Annotated in this window: 18 protein-coding genes; 4 read left to right on the top strand and 14 right to left on the bottom strand. The window is 72.3% G+C overall.

Annotation, left to right across the window (positions count from 1 at the left end; translation table 11 throughout):
- Positions 1-17 precede the first annotated feature (17 nt).
- Positions 18-1103: a prephenate dehydrogenase gene (locus DIZ27_RS35845; RefSeq protein WP_109382595.1), complete on the bottom strand. Its 1086-nt coding sequence runs from the start codon at positions 1101-1103 to the stop codon at positions 18-20.
- Positions 1100-1462 carry a chorismate mutase gene (gene aroH, locus DIZ27_RS35840; RefSeq protein ID WP_109382594.1) on the bottom strand — a complete coding sequence of 121 codons (363 nt, stop codon included), beginning with the start codon at positions 1460-1462 and terminating at the stop codon, positions 1100-1102. The genes DIZ27_RS35845 and aroH overlap by 4 nt, the downstream gene beginning before the upstream one ends.
- 256 nt (positions 1463-1718) lie before the next feature.
- Between aroH and DIZ27_RS35835 the strand changes: the two genes are divergently transcribed.
- Both DIZ27_RS35835 and DIZ27_RS35830 read left to right on the top strand, forming a co-directional pair.
- Positions 1719-2093 (top strand): Rieske (2Fe-2S) protein, encoded by a 375-nt coding sequence (locus DIZ27_RS35835; protein WP_109382593.1) that lies wholly within the window; start codon positions 1719-1721, stop codon positions 2091-2093.
- Positions 2094-2115: 22 nt separating this feature from the next.
- Complete coding sequence (locus DIZ27_RS35830) at positions 2116-2805, top strand: DNA polymerase beta superfamily protein (RefSeq protein WP_109382592.1); 690 nt, start codon at positions 2116-2118, stop codon at positions 2803-2805.
- On the opposite strand, the gene DIZ27_RS35825 is transcribed toward DIZ27_RS35830, so the two are convergent.
- The 11 genes from DIZ27_RS35825 to DIZ27_RS35775 all read right to left on the bottom strand — a co-directional run bounded on the left by DIZ27_RS35825 (position 2802) and on the right by DIZ27_RS35775 (position 15496).
- Complete coding sequence (locus DIZ27_RS35825; protein WP_109382591.1) at positions 2802-3827, bottom strand: ADP-ribosylglycohydrolase family protein; 1026 nt, start codon at positions 3825-3827, stop codon at positions 2802-2804. The genes DIZ27_RS35830 and DIZ27_RS35825 overlap by 4 nt on opposite strands.
- The gene (locus DIZ27_RS35820; RefSeq protein WP_109382616.1) at positions 3824-4543 is read right to left on the bottom strand and encodes an NUDIX domain-containing protein; all 720 of its coding nucleotides are present in this window, start codon (positions 4541-4543) and stop codon (positions 3824-3826) included. The genes DIZ27_RS35825 and DIZ27_RS35820 overlap by 4 nt, the downstream gene beginning before the upstream one ends.
- Before the next feature lie 63 nt (positions 4544-4606).
- Positions 4607-5650 carry a pseudouridine synthase gene (locus DIZ27_RS35815; protein ID WP_109382590.1) on the bottom strand — a complete coding sequence of 348 codons (1044 nt, stop codon included), beginning with the start codon at positions 5648-5650 and terminating at the stop codon, positions 4607-4609.
- Entirely contained in the window at positions 5650-6306 is a 657-nt protein-coding gene (scpB, locus tag DIZ27_RS35810; protein ID WP_109382589.1) for an SMC-Scp complex subunit ScpB, read from the bottom strand. The genes DIZ27_RS35815 and scpB overlap by 1 nt, the downstream gene beginning before the upstream one ends.
- Entirely contained in the window at positions 6303-7445 is a 1143-nt protein-coding gene (locus DIZ27_RS35805) for a ScpA family protein (protein ID WP_109382588.1), read from the bottom strand. Before DIZ27_RS35805 ends, scpB begins: the two co-directional genes overlap by 4 nt.
- An 18-nt stretch (positions 7446-7463) precedes the next feature.
- Positions 7464-8066, bottom strand: coding sequence for a hypothetical protein (locus DIZ27_RS35800; RefSeq protein WP_109382587.1), 603 nt, complete (start codon positions 8064-8066; stop codon positions 7464-7466).
- Positions 8051-9178 carry a ParA family protein gene (locus DIZ27_RS35795; protein WP_109382586.1) on the bottom strand — a complete coding sequence of 376 codons (1128 nt, stop codon included), beginning with the start codon at positions 9176-9178 and terminating at the stop codon, positions 8051-8053. The genes DIZ27_RS35800 and DIZ27_RS35795 overlap by 16 nt, the downstream gene beginning before the upstream one ends.
- A gap of 434 nt (positions 9179-9612) precedes the next feature.
- Positions 9613-10737 carry an alanine dehydrogenase gene (gene ald / locus DIZ27_RS35790; RefSeq protein WP_109382585.1) on the bottom strand — a complete coding sequence of 375 codons (1125 nt, stop codon included), beginning with the start codon at positions 10735-10737 and terminating at the stop codon, positions 9613-9615.
- A 133-nt stretch (positions 10738-10870) separates the two neighbouring features.
- Positions 10871-12946, bottom strand: coding sequence for a tetratricopeptide repeat protein (locus tag DIZ27_RS35785; RefSeq protein ID WP_109382584.1), 2076 nt, complete (start codon positions 12944-12946; stop codon positions 10871-10873).
- Positions 12947-13114: 168 nt separating this feature from the next.
- The gene (locus tag DIZ27_RS35780) at positions 13115-13741 is read right to left on the bottom strand and encodes an NUDIX hydrolase (protein ID WP_109382583.1); all 627 of its coding nucleotides are present in this window, start codon (positions 13739-13741) and stop codon (positions 13115-13117) included.
- Positions 13742-13849: 108 nt separating this feature from the next.
- Positions 13850-15496, bottom strand: a complete 1647-nt coding sequence (locus DIZ27_RS35775; protein WP_109382582.1) for a CTP synthase — start codon at positions 15494-15496, stop codon at positions 13850-13852.
- Positions 15497-16041: 545 nt separating this feature from the next.
- On the opposite strand from DIZ27_RS35775, the gene DIZ27_RS35770 reads away from it, so the two are divergent.
- Together DIZ27_RS35770 and DIZ27_RS35765 are read left to right on the top strand one after the other, a co-directional pair.
- Entirely contained in the window at positions 16042-17844 is a 1803-nt protein-coding gene (locus tag DIZ27_RS35770; protein ID WP_109382581.1) for a glycoside hydrolase family 15 protein, read from the top strand.
- Between the two features lie 50 nt (positions 17845-17894).
- Positions 17895-19547, top strand: coding sequence for a PucR family transcriptional regulator (locus DIZ27_RS35765; RefSeq protein WP_109382580.1), 1653 nt, complete (start codon positions 17895-17897; stop codon positions 19545-19547).
- A gap of 14 nt (positions 19548-19561) precedes the next feature.
- On the opposite strand, the gene DIZ27_RS35760 is transcribed toward DIZ27_RS35765, so the two are convergent.
- Positions 19562-20698, bottom strand: a complete 1137-nt coding sequence (locus DIZ27_RS35760; protein WP_109382579.1) for a glycosyltransferase family 4 protein — start codon at positions 20696-20698, stop codon at positions 19562-19564.
- Positions 20699-20726: the final 28 nt, after the last annotated feature.

Below are 20726 nucleotides of genomic sequence, written 5' to 3'. Positions count from 1 at the left end.
CCGCCGCCCGGCGGGTGCTACTGGCGGATCGCCCAGCCCCGCTCCCGGAGGGCCGCGGTGAGTACCGGGGCCGCGTTGGGTTCCACCATGAGCTGCACCAGACCGGCCTGCTGTCCGGTCGCGTGCTCGATGCGCACGTCCTCGATGTTGACGCCCGCCCGTCCCGCGTCGGCGAAGATGCGGGCCAGCTGGCCCGGCTGGTCGTCGATGAGCACCGCCACGACCTCGTAGACGCGCGGCGCGGAGCCGTGCTTGCCGGGGACCCGGATCTGGCCGGCGTTGCCTCGGCGCAGCACGCCCTCGATGCCGGTGCCGCCCTCGCGGCGCTTGTCCTCGTCGGAGGACTCCAGCGCGCGCAGGGCCCGCACCGTCTCCTCCAGGTCGGCGGCGACGTCGGTGAGCAGGTCGGCGACCGGTCCGGGATTCGCGGAGAGGATGTCGATCCACATCCGGGGGTCCGAGGCGGCGATCCGGGTCACGTCCCGGATGCCCTGCCCGCACAGCCGTACGGCGGTCTCCTCGGCGTGCTCCAGGCGGGCGGCGACCATGCTGGACACCAGGTGCGGCATGTGGGAGACGAGGGCCACGGCACGGTCGTGGGCGTCGGCGTCCATGACGACCGGCACGGCCCTGCAGTGCGAGACCAGCTCGAGGGCGAGGTTCAGCACCTCGGTGTCGGTGTCCCGGGTGGGGGTGAGCACCCACGGGCGGCCCTCGAAGAGATCCGCGCCGGCGGCCAGCGGGCCGGACTTCTCCCGGCCGGACATGGGGTGGGTACCGAGGTACGCCGACAGGTCGAGCCCCCGCTGCTCGAGCTCGCGGCGCGGACCGCCCTTCACGCTGGCGACGTCGATGTAACCGCGCGCCGCACCACGGCTCATGGCCTCGGCGAGGGCTTCGGCCACACGGGCGGGCGGGGCGGCGACGATCGCCAGGTCCACCGGCCCCTCCGGCTCCCGGTCGGTGCCGGCGCCGAGTGCGGCGGCCGTACGGGCCTGCTCCGGGTCGTGGTCGACGAGGTGGACGACGACGCCCCGCCGGGACAGGGCGAGGGCGGCGGACGTGCCGATCAGCCCGGTGCCGATGACGAGTGCGGTCCTCACTGTGCGATGTCCTTGCGCAGGGCCGCCGCGGCACCGAGGTACACATGGGCGATGTCGGCACGCGGCAGGTCGGACTCGACGTGCGCGAGGATGCGGACGACGCGGGGCATGGCGCCCTCGATGTCCAGTTCCTGGGCGCAGATCAGGGGGACGTCGACGATGCCGAGCTTGCGGGCGGCAGCTGCCGGGAAATCGGAGTGCAGGTCGGGCGTGGCCGTGAACCAGATGCTGATCAGGTCGTCCGCGGCCAGACCGTTGCGCTGCAGAACAGCGGTGAGCAGGGCGCCGACCTGCTCCTCCATGTGGCCGGACTCGTCCCGCTCGAGCTGGACGGCGCCCCGGACCGCTCGTACCGCCACGACGATGCTCCTTGCTGGTGCGCTGATGTACGGGTGTACCGGCGTGTTCACTCGCCGGCACGCCGACGTGGGTGTCGGTCGTCCAGCCTAGTCAGAACGGGCGCGGCCGGTGTCCGGTGCCCGCCCGCCGAGACGGACGGCGCGTCCGGTGGCAGACTGCCGGGGCCCTCCGCCTCGCCCACGGTTCTCTCCCCCGCAGTGACGACACACCCCTTCCCGCGACGCGACGCTCCTTCTCGCGACAGGCGCGACGGCACTGGCCGTCGGCTGCGGCGGGATCGGGAACGGCGAGGGTTCCTCGCCGGACTCCGCCACGGACACCGCCGCGCCCGACACGTCGGCAGGCCGGGAGCTGGCCTCGACCGGCGGCATCCCGGTAGGTGGAGGGGTGGTCCTCAAGGAGGAGAAGGTCGTGGTGACGCAGCCGGAGCAGGGTGACTTCAAGGCGTTCTCGGCGATCTGCACCCACCAGCACCGCCTCCTGGCGAACGTCTCGGACGGCACCGTCAACCGCGCCTGTCACGGCAGCCGGCTCCGGATCACCGACGGCTCGGTGGACCGGGGCCCGGCGACCGGTCCGCTGCCTCCGGAGCAGATCACGGTGGAGGGAAAATCGATTCGCCCGGCGTGAGCCGCCGCCTACGCTCCCGGTCATGCACCCCGAGCACCTGGTCCGCGACCACACCGTCTACGCCTGCGTCATGGGGTCGCGTGCCTTCGGTCTGGCCACGGAGGGCAGCGACACCGACCGCCGGGGTGTCTTCCTCGCCCCCACTCCCCTGTTCTGGCGCTTCGAGAAGCCGCCGACCCATGCCGAGGGACCGGCCGAGGAGCAGTTCAGCTGGGAGCTGGAACGCTTCTGCGAGCTGGCCCTGCGGGCCAACCCCAACATCCTGGAGTGCCTGCACTCGCCGCTCGTGGAGCACGCCGACGACACCGGACGCGAGCTGCTCGCCCTGCGCGGCGCGTTCCTCTCCCGCCGGGTCCACGAGACGTTCACAAGGTACGCCCACGGCCAACGCCGCAAACTGGAGGCCGACGTCCGCGCCCACGGGGCACCCCGCTGGAAGCACGCCATGCATCTGCTCCGTCTCCTGGCCTCCGCCCGCGACGTGCTGCGCACGGGCACCCTCACGATCGACGTGGGCGAGGAGCGCGAGACGCTGCTCGCGGTGAAGCGGGGCGAGGTCGCCTGGTCCGAGGTCCAGGCACGGATGACGCGCCTGGAGCGGGAGGCCGGGGAGGCCGCCCGCCACAGCCCGCTCCCCGCGGAACCGGACCGCCGACGGGTGGAGGACTTCCTCGTCCGCACCCGCCGCGCCTCGGCCCTCCGGGCGGGTTAGGGACGGGCGTCCCAGAGCGCCCCCAGCGCCAGCAGTTCGTCCCGGTACTCGATGCGGTCGGTCCAGACGTCCGGCCAGGCGTCCGCGCCCAGGTGGGCACCGGCGAAGGCGCCCGTCAGGCAGGCGATCGAGTCGGAGTCGCCCGCGGTGCAGGCGGCGCGGCGCAGGGCGGTGAGCGGTTCGTCGACGAAGAGCAGGAAGCAGAGCAGGCCGGTCGCCAGGGCCTCCTCCGCGATCCAGCCCTCCCCCGTCGCCAGGCACGGGTCGGTCTCCGGCGAGACGGTGCGCACGGCGCGCTGGAGGCGTTCCAGGATGTCCAGGCACTCGTCCCAGCCGCGGGTGATGAAGTGCTCGGGGGTGGGGTCCTGGGCGCGGGTCCACAGGTCACCGAGCCAGAACTCGTGGTAGCGGGTGCGGTTCTCGTAGGCGTAGGAACGCAACAGGCCTATCAGACCGGTGGGTTCGGCCCCCTCGGCGAGCAACCGTACGGCGTGCGCGGTGAGGTCGGAGGCGGCGAGCGCGGTGGGGTGCCCGTGGGTGAGGGCCGACTGCAACTGGGCGGCGCCCGCGCGCTGTTCGTCGCTCAGCCCGGGGGCCAGGCCTATGGGCGCGACCCGCATGTCGGCGCCGCAGCCCTTGGAGCCGACCTGGGAGGCGTCCTGCCAGGGAAGAGCGCTCTGCAGCAGACCGCACGCCGTGAGGCAGGTCCGCCCCGGTGCGCGGTTGTTCTCGGGCGAGCGGTACCACTCCACGAACTCTTCGCGCACCGGACGCTCCAGCCCTTTCGGGGTGAGCACGCCCCGCTCCATGGCCGTCCGCAGCCCCCCGCCGAGCGCCAGCGTCATCTGGGTGTCATCGGTCACGCGGGCAGGAGTGGGCAACTCCATCGTCCGCCAGGGCCCGTACCGGTCCAGGATCTTCGGTACGCCGATGAACTCGGTCGGGAAGCCCAGCGCGTCCCCCAGGGCGAGTCCGGTGAGCGCACCTGTCGCGGCGCGCTTGGTGACGGTGGTCGTGGTCATGCGGGGCGTCCTTCCGAAGTCGGCCGGAGCAGCGGTGGGTGGAGGGTGGCGGCGGTGCCCGCGCGGTACAGCGCGGCGGGTTTGCCCCGGCCGCCGGTGAGGCGCGCGGCGCCCGGGACGGCCTCGACGAAGCCCGGGGTGGCGAGCACCTTGCGCCGGAAGTTGGGCCGGTCGAGCACGGTGCCCCACACGGTCTCGTAGACCTGCTGAAGCTCCCCGAGGGTGAACTCGGGCGGGCAGAAGGCGGTGGCGAGGCAGGTGTACTCGAGCTTGGCGCCGACGCGTTCCCGGGCGTCGGCCAGGATCCGGTCGTGGTCGAAGGCAAGCTTCCGCGCGGAGTCGTACGGCGTCCAGCGGGCCTGTGCCGCGTCGCTGCCGCCGTGCGCCCCGGGAGCGTGGGGCAGCAGCGCGGCGAAGGCCACGGACACGACGCGCATCCGCGGGTCCCGACCGGGTTCGCTGTAGGTCCGCAGCTGCTCCAGATGCAGCCCGGACACGTCCGTCAGCCCGGTCTCCTCGCCCAGCTCGCGCCGCGCGGCGCTCTCCGCGGACTCGTCCGGCCGGACGAAGCCTCCCGGCAGCGCCCACCGGCCGGCGTACGGCTCCTGGCCGCGTTCGACGAGCAGCACGTGCAGCGCGCCCCCGCGGATCGTGAACACGGCGAGGTCGACGGTGACGGCGAAGGGTTCGAAGGCGTGCTTGTCATAGCCGTCCATGACCTGCACCCCCTTTTATAGTCAGGACGACTATAAAAGGGGGTGCAGGTCGGCGACAAGCCCTTAGAGCTCGACCTCCTGCATCAGCATGCCGACCTCGGTGTTCGACAGCCGGCGCAGCCAGCCCGACTTCTGGTCGCCCAGGGCGATCGGCCCGAACGCCGTGCGCACCAGCTTGTCGACCGGGAAGCCGGCCTCCGCGAGCATGCGGCGCACGATGTGCTTGCGGCCCTCGTGCAGGGTCACCTCGACGAGGTAGTTCTTGCCGGTCTGCTCGACGATGCGGAAGTGGTCCGCGCGCGCGTAACCGTCCTCCAGCTGGATGCCGTCCTTCAGCCGCTTGCCCAGGTCGCGCGGGACCGGTCCGACGATGTGCGCGAGGTAGGTCTTCTTCACCCCGTACCTCGGGTGGGTCAGCCGGTGTGCCAGCTCACCGTGGTTGGTGAGCAGGATGACGCCCTCGGTCTCGGTGTCGAGCCGGCCGACGTGGAACAGCCGGGTCTCGCGGTTGGTGACGTAGTCGCCGAGGCACTGGCGCCCGTCGGGGTCCTCCATGGTGGAGACGACACCGGCCGGCTTGTTCAGCGAGAAGAACTGGTAGGACTGGGTGGCGACGGTCAGCCCGTCCACCTTGACCTCGTCCTTCTCGGGGTCGACCCGGCGGCCCTGCTCCAGCACGATCTCGCCGTTGACCTCGACCCGCGCCTGCTCGATCAGGTCCTCGCAGGCACGCCGGGAGCCGTACCCCGCGCGGGCGAGCACCTTCTGCAGCCGCTCGCCCTCCTGCTCGGCGCCCGGGAAGGTCTTCGGGAGCTTCACGTCCTTCTTGCCCGCGTACCGGTCGCGGTTGCGCTCCTCGATCCGCGTCTCGTACTCACGCGAACGCCCGGGGACGGTACGGCCGCCCCGGCCGCCGCCCTTCTGGGACGACGGCTTGGCACCGCCACGACCGGACTTGGGGCCGTCCTTGGTGCCCCCGGGGCCCACGTCGTGGCGGCGCTCCTCGGGGCGCGGCTTGCCGGGGCGGCCCTGCCCCTGCCTCTGGTCCCTGTTGCCGCCTGCACCGCGGGGGTTACCGCGTCCGCCGCTCTTGCCGCTGCTTCGCATCACAATTCCGTGTTCGTAGGGGGACCGCCGTCCGGGTCCGGGGCGTCCGGATCGAACGACGGTACGGCTTCCTGGGTCTCGGCCTCGATCGCCTCCGCCTCCGGGAGGAAGGGCGCGAGCTCCGGGAGCTCGTCCAGACCGCGCAGGCCCATCCGCTCCAGGAAGTAGTTCGTCGTCGTGTACAGGATCGCACCTGTTTCGGGTTCCGTGCCCGCCTCCTCGACCAGACCGCGCTGCAGCAGGGTGCGCATGACCCCGTCGCAGTTCACTCCGCGTACTGCGGAGACCCTGCTGCGGCTGACCGGCTGGCGGTAGGCGACCACGGCGAGGGTCTCCAGGGCGGCCTGGGTGAGCCGGGCCTGCTGGCCGTCCAGGACGAAGCCCTCGACGGCCGCGGCGTACTCGGGGCGGCTGTAGAAGCGCCAGCCGCCGGCGACGAGCCGCAGCTCGAAGCCGCGCCCCTGGACGGTGTACTCGTCGGCCAACGCGTGCAACGCGTCCGCGACCTGGCGTCTCGGCCGTTCCAGTGTCTTCGCCAGGTGCTCCTCGGTCACAGGCTCGTCCACGACCATGAGGACCGCCTCCAGGGCGGGCTTGAGGTCGAGGTCCGCGACGGTGCGCAGCCCCGCGGGAACGTCGGTCGTGTCCTCGCTCACGCCTTCTCCTCCTTCGGTCGCTCCTCCGCCCGCTCCCTCGGCTGCTCGGGCGGCCGGTCGAACTCGTCGGTGACGGTGGGGGTGACGTCCCCGGCACCGCCGGTCCAGCGCACGGTCAGCTCGGCGAGCGCGGTCTCCTGCTCGAGGGCGACGGCCTTCTCCCGGTACAGCTCCAGGAGCGCGAGGAAGCGGGCGACGACGGTCAGCGTGTCGTCTGTGTCCTCGATCAGCTTCCGGAAACTGACCTCGCCGAGTTCCTTCAGCCGCGCGACGACGATCCCGGCCTGCTCCTGCACGCTGACCAGCGGCGCGTGGATGTGGTCGACGTACACCTGCGGCCTGGGCCTGGGCTGCATCGCCTTGACGGCGAGCCTGGCGAACCCCTCCGCGCCGATGTTGATGACGACCTCGGGCAGCAGCTCGGCGTGGTGCGGCTCGAGCCCCACGGTCCGGGGGTGGCGCCGGGCTTCCTGGTCGAGCCGCCCGTCGAAGATCTCCGCGATCCGTTTGTACGCCCGGTACTGGAGCAGGCGGGCGAACAGCAGGTCCCGGGCCTCCAGCAGGGCGAGGTCCGCCTCGTCCTCCACCTCGGCGGCGGGCAGCAGGCGTGCCGCCTTGAGATCGAGCAGGGTGGCCGCCACGACCAGGAACTCGGTCGTCTCGTCCAGGTCCCAGTCCGGCCCCAGCGCCCGGATGTACGCCATGAACTCGTCGGTCACCCGGGACAGCGCGACCTCGGTGACGTCCAGCTTGTGCTTCGAGATCAGCTGGAGCAGCAGGTCGAACGGTCCCTCGAAGTTCGACAGCCGGACCTTGAACCTGCCGTCGCCCTCCTCGGCGCCTTCGGTGCCTCCGGCACCCTCAGCCCCCTCGGTCCCCTCACCCGTCCCGGGACCCCCAGGTGCCGGCTCGGGCGGCCGCCCGACGTCCGGTGCGCCCTCCGGGGCCGCCGGAGCGGGGGCGGAAGCCGGAACCGGAGCCTGGGCCTCAATGGGAGGCACGGTCCTCGGTCCCGGTCCCTCGGCCCCCGCCTCCGCGGGTGGGGTCACCGGCGGCGCGGCCCCCGGCCCCCGCCCCAGCGCGCGCCGGCGGCCGGGCCGCGGGCCGTGGCCGGTGGCGGGGGTGTCGTTCGAGGTCATGGCCCCCGCAGGCTACCGCTACCGTCCCCGCAGGCGCCGTACGAGGATGCTGGCGTCTCCTCGGGACTCCAGGTCGGCGAGGACCACGGCGACCGCCTCGCGGACGATCCGGCCCCGGTCGACGGCCAGTCCGTGCTCGCCCCGGAGCACCAGACGGGCGTGCTCGAGGTCCATGAGCTCCTCGGCGGACACGTACACCGTGATCTTCTCGTCGTGCCGCTCACGTCCACTGGGCCGTCGCGCCGCCGGCCTTCCGCGCTTGCTCGGGGGCGCCTCGGCGGCCGTGCCGACGGAACCGGCCGAACCCGCGGAACCCGTCGCCTCCTGCTGCGCCCCCCGCCGTCGCGCGGCACGCTCCGGCGCGGCGCGGCTGCGGGACTCGCCGGCTCCGGCCGGCTCGGCGTCCGTGGCGACGTGCTCGGCACCCTCGCCGTCGCCGCCCTGCGCGGGCACCGACTGCGGAGTGTCGTCCTGGGCCGCGGCCGCGCCGCCCTCCCCCGCGGGAGCGGGGACCCGGGCCTCGCCGCCCGCCTGGCGCCTCGGCGTGGACGCCTGGAGCGCCATCCCCCCTGTCGTACGGAAGAGTTCGTCGGCCCCCGGCAGACTCACTCGGCGTGACACCGGGCGAGCACCTCCCTGGCAAGCTGGCGATAGGCGGCGGCACCGACGGAGTTGGACGCGTACGTGGTGATCGGCTCACCGGCGACGGTCGTCTCCGGGAAGCGGACCGTACGCCCGATGACCGTGTGGTAGACGTGGTCGTCGAACGCCTCGACGACGCGCGCGAGCACCTCACGACTGTGCACCGTGCGCGAGTCGTACATCGTGGCGAGGATCCCGTCGAGCTCCAGCTCGGGGTTGAGCCGTTCCTGGACCTTCTCGATGGTCTCGGTGAGCAGCGCCACACCGCGCAGGGCGAAGAACTCGCACTCCAGCGGCACGATCACCTTGTGCGCGGCCGTCAGCGCGTTGACCGTGAGCAGGCCGAGCGAGGGCTGGCAGTCGATCACGATGTAGTCGTAGTCGTCCAGGAGCGGCTTCAGCGCGCGCTGCAGCGTCGACTCGCGGGCGACCTCGGAGACGAGTTGGACCTCGGCCGCCGACAGGTCGATGTTGCTGGGCAGCAGGTCCATGTTGGGGACCGCCGTCTTCAGCAGCACCTCGTCGGCCGCCATGCCCCGCTCCATGAGCAGGTTGTAGACGGTGAGGTCGAGTTCCATCGGGTTGACGCCGAGTCCGACCGACAGCGCGCCCTGCGGGTCGAAGTCGACGAGCAGCACCCGGCGGCCGTACTCGGCGAGCGCGGCACCCAGGTTGATGGTCGACGTCGTCTTGCCGACGCCGCCCTTCTGGTTGCACATCGCGATGATCTTCGCGGGGCCGTGGTCGGTCAGCGGGCCCGGGATCGGGAAGTACGGCAGCGGGCGGCCGGTCGGGCCGACGCGCTCGCGGCGCTGGCGGGCAGCGTCGGGCGCGAGGGTGGCCGCGTACTCGGGATCCGGCTCGTACTCGGCGTCGGGGTCGTAGAAATGCCCCTCGGGCAGTTCGTCGTAGTCGGCGAGTTGGTTGTGGGGCGCGCCACTTCCGTCGCCGGCCATGGCGTTCACGTGATGGCCATCCATGCTCGGGTGTGCAGTGAGAGTCGCCTGCTGACTCTGTTGGGCTGCGAAGGTGTGCACGGCGACGGAGCCGACAGCAGCGAACCCCGCGGGACCCCGGTCCCGTGCAGGCATTCCTGGTTGACCACCCCCGGGAGTAAATGTCGACTCATTCACAAGTCGTCTTACCTCCTTGGTGACCAGGAAACTTCTAGACAGGTCAGCGTGGCATCATGCCGACGGTTGGCGACTCTATGGCGTGTCGGCGGTCCGCAGCAACACAATCCACCGGACCCGGCCCGATGTGTCGACAATGGAACATCCCTCTGTCAAGGGCGTACGACCGTCGCACGGCAGGTTTCACCGGTGTGCGAATCGGTGGAAGCGTTACGTTCGAGGCGAGTTGTCCTGGATCCGTGAAGTGACCATACACACATCTTGCCGGACCTGACGGGCAAGGCCGGGCCGAGTCGGCCGCGTTGACGAAGGAAGTTGACGTATCGCCTTTGTCGGTGGGTGACTTGGTCGACTTGACGCCCGGAGGCCGCCTGCCGCCGCCTCCCGCGGGTTCAGTCGAGCAGCGCGGCGACCTCCACGTGGGCCAGGCCGTGGGCTTCGGCGACCTCCTGGTACACGACCTTGCCGTCATGCGTGTTGAGGCCCTTGGCGAGCGCGGGGTCGTGGCGCAGCGCCTCCGCCCAGCCGCGGTCGGCGAGTTCGACGACGTAGGGCAGCGTGGCGTTGGTGAGGGCGTACGTGGAGGTGTTGGGCACCGCGCCGGGCATGTTGGCGACGCAGTAGAAGACCGATTCGTGGACCGTGAAGGTCGGCTCGGTGTGCGTGGTCGGGCGGGAGTCCTCGAAGCAGCCGCCCTGATCGATCGCGATGTCGACAAGGACACTTCCGGCCTTCATCCGTGAGACGAGGTCGTTGGTGACCAGCTTCGGCGCCTTGGCGCCGGGAATCAGCACCGCGCCGATCACCAGATCGGCCTCCAGACAGGCCTTCTCCAGCTGGAGGGCGTTGGAGACGACGGTCTGGATCCTCGTGCCGAAGACCCGGTCGGCCTCACGGAGTTTGTTGATGTCCTTGTCGAGCAGGGTCACGTGGAACCCCATGCCGACGGCGATCTGCGCGGCGCTCCAGCCGGAGACTCCTCCGCCGATGACGACGGCCCGGGCGGCCGGCACCCCGGGGACACCGCCGGGCAGCACGCCGCGGCCGCCGCCGGCCCGCATCAGGTGGTAGGCGCCGACCTGGGCGGACAGTCTCCCCGCGACCTCGGACATGGGCGCGAGCAGCGGCAAAGCGCGGCCGGGCAGCTCGACCGTCTCGTAGGCGATCGCGGTGGTGCCGGACGCCAGCAGCGCGTCCGTGCACTCCCTGGAGGCGGCCAGGTGCAGGTAGGTGAAGAGCGTCTGGTCCTTGCGCAGCCGGTGGTACTCCGCGGCGACCGGTTCCTTGACCTTCAGCAGCAGGTCGGCGGCGGCCCAGACCTCGTCGGCGGTGTCCAGCGTCTGCCCTCCCGCGGCGATGTACTCGCCGTCCGGGATCGAGGAGCCGACGCCTGCGCCGCGCTCGATGACGACCTGGTGGCCGTGGCGCACCAGCTCGTGCACGCCGGCGGGGGTGATGGCCACCCGGAACTCGTTGTCCTTGACCTCGCGGGGGATGCCGACCTTCACATCGATCACGGTCCTCGGTTCGCAGGGTATGAGGTATCACTACCCATACCCGGGCACACGGGCGCACGCCCGGAGACCGCTGAAGACAGCGCCGCAGCGCCATCTCGACGAAGGCTCTCCCCCTGTCCGGCCTTGCGAAGCATCAGCCTTCCGCAGGGACACCACGGATTTCGCAGGCACCGCCTCCTTGTTCCGGGTCGATGCCGGATGCCTGGGACGCCTCGGCCTCCTCCTGCAGCATCCGCTCTGCCGTTTCCCGGTGCAGCGCGGCCGACGCGGGGTCGCCGAGGTGCTCGAAGGTGTCGGCGAGCCGCAGGTGCAGCGCCGCCTGCAGCCGGGTGTCCTCGGCCCGCCGGGCCCACTCCACCGCCTCCCGGCAGGTGCGCAGCGACTCCTCGGGCCGGCCCGCGTACTCCTGGACCCGGGCCAGTTCGCTCAGCGCCCGCGCCTGGGCGGCCACCTCACCGCTCTTGCGGTACCCGGCGACCGCCGCCCGCCAGTTCCGCAGCGCCTCGCCGTAGCGGCCGACGTAGGTGTGGGCTGCGGCGATCCGGCCGTAGAGGCGGGCGGCGTCCGCGCGCTCGTCCCGGGCGAGCCGCTCGGCGAGGGCCCGCCCGAACCAGTCGGCGGCCCGGTCGAAGTCCCCGAGCTCCAGATGGGCGCCTCCCACGGATTCCATCGCGCGGCCGGTCGCGTACGGGTCGTTCGCCGCGCGTCCGGCGTCCAGCGCGGCCCGGTAGCGCGCCAGCGCGTCGGCCGTGCGGCCGCTCCGGGCGTCGAGGTCGCCGAGGTTCAGCAGGGCCGCGGCCTTCTCACGGGGCAGTTCCCGGCGCTCGGCCACGTCGAGGACGAGGTGGTGGATGCCGTACAGGTCGCTCGCGGCGGCCTGGGTGCCGAAGTGGGCCACCATGGCGCGCACCAGCTGCGACATCAGGCGGCGGGCCAGGGTGTCCAGCGTCCCGTCGGCGACCGCGAGCCGGGCCGAGGCCAGCAGGGCGGGCCTGCGGGCACGCAGCCAGTCGGCGGCGTCCCGGGGGGTGGCGAAGCGCAGGGAGCGCGGCGTCCCGAGCAGTCTCTCGCGTGCCTGAGGGCTGTCGGTCTCGGTGATGGCCCTGCACGACTGGAGCAGCCGCACGGTCCGCTCCAGCATGCGGGCGCGGGCCAGCTGGAGCTCCCCCGGCCGTTCGTGGGTCTCGGCGAGACCGCGCAGCAGGGGGTGCAGGCAGCAGGGCACCTCGTACTGCGGCAACGACGCCCCCGCCGGGTGCAGCAGACCCACGGAGACGAAGTCGTCCAGGGTGGAGCGTGCACTGCCCACCGAGCAGCCGGCGAGCGCGGAGGCGGTGTGCGGGTCGACCAGGCCGGCCGGGGCGAGGCTCAGCAGGCGCAGGATCCGGGCGGCGGGTGCGGGCAGTTCGGCGTGCACGAGGTGGAGGACACGGCTGACCGCGGTGCCCGCGGTGCCGTTGTCGGGGTCGGCGTGCAACTGCCTGGCGAGGTCGGCGACGGCGGCCTTGGGCCGGGCGGCGAGCCAGCCGCCGGCCAGTACCAGGGCGGCCGGCTGTCCCTGGCACTGTTCGGCCAGGCCTTCCGCGGCCCGGGGGTCGACGGTGATACGGACCGAGCCGGTGGACCGGGACAGCAGTTCCACGGCGGACTTGGTGTCGAGGCCGCCGAGGGTGCACGGGCGGACGTCGGAGATGCCGGTCAGCGGACCCTCCGAGACGGCGACCACCAGGCAGTCGGGGCTGTCCGGCAGCAGGGCGTCGACCTGCTCGGCGTCGACCGCGTCGTCCAGCAGGAGCAGGACCCGGCGGCCGGCGAGGGCGGCCCGCAGCGCCTCGACGAGATCGTCCTCGGCGGCGCCGGCCGGGGCGGGCGCGTCGAGCGCGTCGAGCAGTTCGCGCGCGGAGCGCTCGACGGGCACGCGCGTGCCGTCGGTTTCGCTCAGCCGGGCGCGCAGCACCCCGTCGGGGTACCGGTCGGCGACCTGGCGCACGAGCTCCTCACCGAGAGCCGTACGGCCCGAGCCCGGCCGGCCGGCGATGAGCAGCACGCGCGCGCGGGGAGCCTTGCGGCCGGAGAGGGTGTCCAGTCCCGCACGCTCGATGTCGGCGCGCAGTTCCTTCAACTCCCTGGTACGACCCAGGAATCGGTCACCCACGGTGACGCCCTGGGAAAGCCGTGCACCGTCCGTGTCCACCGCCTGATCCGTCACGGGCCACACTCCCGTCCCACCGCACGCGCAAGCCCGCCGGGACTCCGGATCGGGCGTTTTCCAGAGCCTAGTTCACGCTCTGCTACGTTCCGTGTGGAGCGTGGCGAACGCGTCCCCCGATCGGATCAGCCGATGGTCACATTGCAAAGTGCGGGGTGACCGGGCGGTTCAGGCCTCGAACGGGCGCGCCGGCCACGGCGCCTCGGCGGGGCGCAGCGCGTCGAGCCCGTCCCCGCCCCGTGCGGCGACGAGCGAGAGGACGCCCACCACCAGGCAGTTGTTGTGCAGTTCACCGGCCAGCACCTTGCGGACCAGGTCCGCGGCGGGCACCCGGGCCAGTTCCATGTCGGCCTCTTCGTCCTCGACCTCGAAGCGGTCGCCCTCGGCCTCGGACAGTCCGCGGGCCAGGAAGATCCGTACGGCCTCGTCGCAGCCGCCTGGGGTGGTGTAGACGTCGGTCAGCACCCGCCAGTCCTCGGCCTTGACGTGCGCCTCCTCGTAGAGCTCCCGCTGGGCGGCGCGCAGCGGGTTCTCGCCGGGCACGTCGAGCAGGCCGGCCGGGATCTCCCACAGCTTGTGGCGCACGGGGTGGCGGTACTGGCGCAGGACCAGGACGCGATCGGCGTCGTCGAGTGCGAGGACGGCCACGGAGCCCGGGTGGACCTGGTAGTCGCGGTGGACCACGGTCCCGTCGGGCATGACCACGTCGTCGGTGCGGACGGAGGTCTTGTTGCCGACGAAGGGGGTCCGGGTCGCCCGGATCTCCCACTCCTCCGGGGTGTCCTTGATCGTCATGCCCGTCCTTCCCGACGTACAGGGGTCGTGCGATTGCGGTGGGTGAGAAAAGCGGCCGGGGTGCTCACCTTTGAAGGTTCGCACCCCGGCAACCGTACAACCGGTGTGTTACTTCGAGATCTTCCGCTCGACCGCGGCCTTGACGAGACCCGCGAACAGGGGGTGCGGACGCGTCGGACGCGACCGCAGTTCCGGGTGCGCCTGGGTCGCGACCAGGTACGGGTGGACCTCGCGCGGGTATTCGACGTACTCGACGAGCTTGCCGTCCGGGGAGGTGCCGGAGAAGACGATCCCCGCCTTCTTCTCCAGCTCCGCGCGGTAGGCGTTGTTCACCTCGTAGCGGTGCCGGTGGCGCTCCTCGACGTACTCCTTGCCGTCGTACACCTCGCGCACGATCGAACCCTCGGCCAGCTTCGCCGGGTACATGCCGAGCCGCATCGTGCCGCCCAGATCGCCCTCACCCGCGACGATGTCGAGCTGCTCGGCCATGGTGGAGATGACCGGGTGGGAGGTGGCCGGGTCGAACTCGGTGGAGTTGGCGTCGGAGACGTCCGCCAGGTTGCGGGCCGCCTCGATCACGATGCACTGCAGCCCCAGGCAGAGACCGAGCAGCGGAATCCGGTTCTCGCGCGCGTAGCGGATCGCGCCGACCTTGCCGAGCACACCGCGGTCCCCGAAGCCGCCGGGGATGCAGATCGCGTCGACGTCACCGAGCTGCGCCTGGGCGCCGGCCGGGGTCTTGCAGTCGTCGGAGGCGACCCACTTGATCTTCACCCGGGCCTTGTTGGCGAAGCCGCCCGCGCGCAGCGCCTCGGTGACCGACAGGTAGGCGTCGGGCAGGTCGATGTACTTGCCGACCAGGGCCATGACGATCTCGTGGTCGGGGTTGTGGACCCGGTCGAGCAGGTCGTCCCAGGTCGTCCAGTCCACGTCCCGGAACGGCAGGTCCAGCTTGCGCACGACGTAGGCGTCCAGGCCCTCGGCGTGCACGACCTTCGGGATGTCGTAGATCGAGCGGGCGTCGGGGCAGGCGACCACGGCGGCCTCGTCGACGTCGCACATCAGCGAGATCTTCCGCTTGATCGCGGTCGGCACCTCGCGGTCGCAGCGCAGCACGATCGCGTCCGGCTGGATGCCGATGTTGCGCAGCGCGGCCACCGAGTGCTGGGTCGGCTTCGTCTTCAGCTCACCCGAGGGGCCGATGTACGGCAGGAGCGAGATGTGGACGACGAACACGTTGTCGCGGCCGACCTCGTGCCGCACCTGGCGGACGGTCTCCAGGAACGGCAGCGACTCGATGTCGCCGACCGTGCCGCCGACCTCGGTGATCACGACGTCGACCTCGTCCGTCGCCATCCGGCGGATGCGGTGCTTGATCTCGTTGGTGATGTGCGGGATGACCTGCACGGTGTCGCCCAGGTACTCGCCGCGCCGCTCCTTGGCGATCACCGTCGAGTAGACCTGGCCCGTGGTGACATTGGCGGAGCCGTCCAGGTCACGGTCGAGGAAACGCTCGTAGTGCCCGATGTCCAGGTCGGTCTCGGCGCCGTCGTTGGTGACGAACACCTCACCGTGCTGGAAGGGGTTCATCGTGCCGGGGTCGACGTTGAGGTACGGGTCGAGCTTCTGCATCACGACGCGCAGACCGCGGGCCTTGAGCAGCATGCCGAGGCTGGAGGCGGTCAGGCCCTTGCCGAGAGAGGAAGCGACACCCCCGGTGACGAAGATGTGCTTGGTCGTCGTGGATTTTGGCATGGCCAAGAGGGGGCTCCCGTGGTCGCGGTCTGGGGGTGCGGGGCGGCTGCCCGCCGGAGGTCTCCGACGGTGCCGTCGCTGCGGTTCGGGGGTGCCCTGTTCGGATTTCCCCTCCGGGGAAGGGGCACACCGGTCCACGGGCTACCAGCGTATCAGCGACGCGGGGCGATGCCGTCCGGCCACGCTCCGCGCACGTTCCGGCACAGGTCCGTCACCTTTCACAGGCCCGTCACCCGCTGCTCACCCGTTCGGCGGTGGTGCGTTGCCCGGAGCGGCACACAGACCCTCTACGTGCGTCGTATCCTGCTCGGACACCCCACCGCCGAGCCCGGCCGGCCGGACGGCACCACCCCCGCCCGTCACACCGGAACAACGAAAGCTCGTCAGTTCGTTGACTAATAATCGACGCTTTGCATTCATGGCTGAGCGACTGCTTTGCTTCGTCGCTCAACGACGCATTACGCACTTCACCATTCACTGTCCCCTTGACCGCACTAGCGACAGCCCCCTCGTGGGGTGACGTGGCCGTTCGACTGGAGTTGCACGTGGCCGGGCGCATCGAAGACTACGCACTCATCGGAGACATGCAGACCGCCGCCCTGGTCTGCCGGGACGGCACAGTCGACTGGCTGTGCCTGCCCCGCTTCGACTCGCACGCCATCTTCGCCGGCCTACTGGGCACCGAAGAACACGGCTTCTGGCGGATCGGCCCGGCGCACGCCCCCGACGCCCCGCCGCCGGCCGCGACCCGGCGCGGCTACCGCGGCGACTCGCTGGTCCTGGAGTCGGAGTGGGACACCGGGCACGGCACGGTCCGGGTGATCGATTTCATGCCCCCGCGCGACGGCGCCCCGCAGCTCATCCGCATCGTGGAGGGCGTCTCGGGCCAGGTGCCGATGCGTTCGGCGCTCCGGATGCGCTTCTCCTACGGCCGGGTGGTGCCGTGGGTGCACCGGCACGAGGGGCGCACGGTCGCCGTCGCGGGCCCGGACTCGGTGTGGTTCGACACACCCGCCGAGACGTACGGGGAGTCACTGACGACGTACTCGGACTTCACGGTGGCGCCGGGCGACCGGATCACCTTCACCCTCTCGTGGCAGCCCTCGCACAAGGAGCCGCCGCCGCTGCCGGAGCCGGAGCAGTCGCTGGAGGCGACCGAGGAGTTCTGGCGGGAGTGGGTGGAGCACTGTACGTACCACGGCCCCTACCGCGAGGCCGTGATCCGCTCCCTGATCACGCTGAAGGCCCTCACCTACGCCCCGACCGGCGGCATCGTCGCCGCGCCCACCACCTCCCTGCCCGAGGACATCGGCGGCGTCCGCAACTGGGACTACCGCTACACCTGGCTGCGTGACGCGGCGATCACCCTGTCCTCGCTGCTGCGCACCGGCTACCGCGAGGAGGCCCGCGCCTGGCGCGAGTGGCTGCTGCGCGCGGTGGCCGGCGACCCGGAGAACCTGCAGATCATGTACGGCATCGCCGGTGAGCGCGAGCTCGGCGAGGCGGAGCTGGACTGGCTGCCCGGCTACGAGAACTCGACCCCGGTCCGGGTCGGCAACGGCGCGGCGAACCAGCTCCAGCTGGACGTGTACGGCGAGGTCACCGAGGCCCTGCACCTGGCCCACATGACGGGCCTGACACGCAACGACTACGCGTCCCTGCTCCAGGTGAAGCTGATCACCTACCTGGAGAAGCACTGGACGGAGCCGGACGAGGGCATCTGGGAGGTGCGCGGCCCGCGCCGCCACTTCGTGCACTCCAAGGTGATGGCCTGGGTCGCCGTCGACCGCACCATCAAGCTCATCGAGTCCGGTGACGCGGACGGCCCGCTGGAGCGCTGGAAGCAGCTGCGCAACGACATTCACCGGGACGTGTGCGAGAAGGGCTACGACAAGGAACGCAACACCTTCACGCAGTCGTACGGCTCCAAGGAGCTGGACGCCTCGCTGCTGCTGATCCCGCAGGTGGGCTTCCTGCCGCCGGACGACAAGCGGGTGATCGGCACCATCGAGGCGATCCAGCGTGAGCTGTCCACCCCGGACGGCTTCATCCTGCGCTACCCGACGGAGGGCTCCGACGAAGGCGTCGACGGACTGCCGGGCGACGAGGGCGCCTTCCTCGCCTGCTCGTTCTGGATGGCCGACGACCTGGCGATGATCGGCCGCGTGGACGAGGCCCGCACGCTGTTCGAGAGGCTGCTGGCCCTGCGCAACGACCTCGGCCTGCTCGCCGAGGAGTGGGACCCGGTCAACCAGCGCCAGGTCGGCAACTTCCCCCAGGCCTTCAGCCACGTCCCCCTCATCGACACGGCCCTGCGCCTGACCGCCTCGGGGGCGTACGGGGGCTGAGGAACCGCCCGACGGCCCGCGCGCCCGTGCGCGCGGGTAGCGTCCGGTGCATGGGCGGCAGCGACAGGGGCAGGGACAGCGGATACGACACGCAGGGTGCCGGGATCACCGTGCGGCAGGCGCTGGAACTGCCCGCGCTGCGCAGCGGGCTGCCCGAGGTGGTGGCCGGAGCCGACGGCCTGGGGCGCACGGTGCGCTGGGTGCACGCGGGCGAGGTGCCCAACATCGCCTCGCTGCTCAAGGGCGGGGAGCTGCTGCTGACCACCGGATACGGTCTCGGCAGCCGTCCCGCCGAGCAGCGGGCGTTCGTGCGCACGCTGGCCGAGCGGGACATCGCGGCCCTCGTCGTGGAGCTCGGCACCCGCTTCACCCGTCTGCCCGCCGCCCTGGTCGACACGGCACGGGCGGCGGGACTACCCCTGGTCCAGCTGCACCGCGAGGTGCCGTACGTGACGGTGACCGAGGAGATCCACACCGAGATCGTCAACGGCCACTACACGCTGCTGCGGCGCGCCGAGGAGGTCCACCGGCGCTGCACCGAGGCGCTGCTGGGCGGTGGGGGCGTCCCCCAGGTCCTGCGGATCCTGGCCGACGTCAGCGGCAACCCGGTGTTCCTGGAGACGACGGACGGACGGCTGCTGTACGCCGCCGGGGAGGGCCCCGAGGGCACCGACCCGCTTCAGGTCTGGGAGGGGCTGCGCGACCGGCACCAGGACGCCCCGCCGGCCGGTTCGGTGCTCGTCGACGTACCGGCCGGCGGGGCGGGCAGCGGCGGGGTGCGGGCGCGTCTGGTGCTGCTGCCGGTGCGGACGGCGCCGGAGCCGGTGCACCGCATGGCGGCCGAGCGGGCGGCAGGCCTGCTCGCGGTGGTGCTGATGCAGGCCCGTCAGGAGGAGGAGCTGGCGGCACGCGGACGCGGCGACTTCCTCGTCGACCTCTCCGAGGGCCGCGTCGCCCCGCGGGACGCGCCCGCGCAGGCGCGCGTGCTGGGTTTCAGACCGGGCACCGGCCCGCTGCTCCCGGTGGTGATGCGGCTCGATGACGTCCTGTCCCCGCAGGGCGGCGGCTGGGCGGTGCTGGCCCGCGCGGTCGCCGAGGAGCTGGCCTCGCTCGGGGTCCCCGTGCTGCTGGGTGTGCGGCCGGTGGAGGGGCGGGTGCCGCTGCTGCTCGGGCTGCGCGCGCAGACGGAACGGCCGGCGATCGCGGACCGGGTGGCGGCGGCGCTGCGCGCCGGGGCGGAGCGGGCGGGGATGACGCCGCCGGGGGCGCGGCCGCCCGTGGTGGTGGTCGGGGCGGCCGGTGACTGGGCGGCGGCGTCGGCGGGTCTGCGGCACGCGGCCCGGACCGCGAGCGCGGCGCAGGGGCTGCCGGACCGTCCCTGGTACGACGCCCGCCGCCTGGACATCGACCTGCTGATGTGGCGGCTGCGTGACCAGCCGGACCTGGCGGCCTTCGTGGACCGCGCGATCGGCCCGGTCCTGGACCACGACCGCCGCTCGCGGCCGCCGCTGCTGCCCACCCTGGAGACCTATCTGGCCCGTGCGGGCCGCAAGGCGGAGACGGCCCGCGAACTGCACCTGAACCGCCAGACGCTGTACAACCGGCTGGCCAGGATCGGGGAGTTGCTGGGCAGTGACCTCGACGACCCGCACACGGTCCTGACCCTGAGCCTGGCCCTGCGGGCACGGCGGCACGTGTCCTGACGCGGGATGTGACGTCAGAGCAACGGGCGGTGCTGCGTCAACTCGTCGTAGACACTGAGCACCTGGGCCACCGCCTCGTCCTCCGTCGGCCACCCGGCCGCCTGCCGGGTGCCCCTGGCCCTGAGTTCCTCCCGGCGCCCCGGGTCGCCCAGCAGCCGTACGACGGCGTCGGCGAGCGCACGCGCGTTGCCGGGGGAGACGAGTTCGGCGGCGTCGCCGACGAGTTCGGGCATGCCGCCGGCCCTGGTCGCGACGAGCGGCACACGCGCGTGGAGGGCCTGCTGGGCGAGCGCGGAGCGCCCCTCCCACCGGCTCGGCAGCAGCGCGAGGTCCGCGGCCTCGAGCAGCCCGGTGACGTCGTCGCGTCGTCCGATGAGCCGGACCGGCAGTTCCTCGTCCGCGATCCGCCGCTGGAGTTCACCGCGCAGCGGGCCCTCCCCCGCGACGGCGACCAGCGGCGCGGGGTCGAGGCGGCGCCACCCGTGCGCGGCGTCCAGCAGGGTGTGGTGGCCACGGCGCCGTTCGAGGGGACCGGCCGCGACCAGTAAGGGGCGGCCGACGGCGCCGAGTTCGGCACGCAGTTTGGGCCGCGCCCCGTCGGGGTCCTCCGGCTCCTCGGCCGTGCGGGGCGTGGGGAAGGCGACGGCCGCCAGCCGCGCGTCCCGCGCTCCGGTCCGGCGGGCCCGGTCGACCAGGGCGGAGGTGGTTCCGAGCACCACGGTGGCCGCCTTGACGACCCTGCGCTCCAGCAGCCGCAGGAAGTGCGCGCGGGCGCCGTCGGCGGGCGCCCGGTCGTGCCAGGTGACGATCAGCGGGGTGCGCCGGCCGCTGAGGGCGAGCACGGTCCGGAAGGAGGCGTGCAGTCCGTGCGCGTGCACCAGGTCGGCGTTCGCGCAGGCCGTCCGCAGGGCGGCCACCGAGCCGGGGTCGCTGCTGCGCGGGATGTCCACATGGCCTGCGCCGACGCCCGTGAAGTCGTGGGTGTGCTCCGCCTCGGCGGGGGCGCACACCGTGACCCGCACGCCCCGTGCGACGAGCCCCTCCGCCAGTGAGCGCACATGGGCGCTGGTGGCGGCGTTGCCACCGCCCAGCACCTGCACGGTGCGCAGCGGCGACTGGCCGTGCGGTGAGTGGCTGCTCACGGGGGTCACGTGGCCGAGCTCCTGGTTCGGGTCGGAT

It is taken from the genome of Streptomyces sp. NWU339 (assembly GCF_003143855.1).
GTDB lineage: Bacteria > Actinomycetota > Actinomycetes > Streptomycetales > Streptomycetaceae > Streptomyces.
The sequence above is the reverse complement of the archived record's forward strand: the minus strand, read 5'-3'. Positions and strand labels throughout refer to the sequence as shown.

Bases quoted from the DNA above. Each gene is read 5' to 3' on its own strand.
- DIZ27_RS35830 (WP_109382592.1), top strand. From the start codon at position 2,116: ATGCACCCCGAGCACCTGGTCCGCGACCACACCGTCTACGCCTGCGTC.
- DIZ27_RS35825 (WP_109382591.1), bottom strand. From the start codon at position 3,827: ATGACCACGACCACCGTCACCAAGCGCGCCGCGACAGGTGCGCTCACC.
- DIZ27_RS35820 (WP_109382616.1), bottom strand. From the start codon at position 4,543: ATGGACGGCTATGACAAGCACGCCTTCGAACCCTTCGCCGTCACCGTC.
- DIZ27_RS35815 (WP_109382590.1), bottom strand. From the start codon at position 5,650: ATGCGAAGCAGCGGCAAGAGCGGCGGACGCGGTAACCCCCGCGGTGCA.
- DIZ27_RS35805 (WP_109382588.1), bottom strand. From the start codon at position 7,445: ATGACCTCGAACGACACCCCCGCCACCGGCCACGGCCCGCGGCCCGGC.
- DIZ27_RS35795 (WP_109382586.1), bottom strand. From the start codon at position 9,178: ATGCCTGCACGGGACCGGGGTCCCGCGGGGTTCGCTGCTGTCGGCTCC.
- DIZ27_RS35780 (WP_109382583.1), bottom strand. From the start codon at position 13,741: ATGACGATCAAGGACACCCCGGAGGAGTGGGAGATCCGGGCGACCCGG.
- DIZ27_RS35775 (WP_109382582.1), bottom strand. From the start codon at position 15,496: ATGCCAAAATCCACGACGACCAAGCACATCTTCGTCACCGGGGGTGTC.
- DIZ27_RS35765 (WP_109382580.1), top strand. From the start codon at position 17,895: ATGGGCGGCAGCGACAGGGGCAGGGACAGCGGATACGACACGCAGGGT.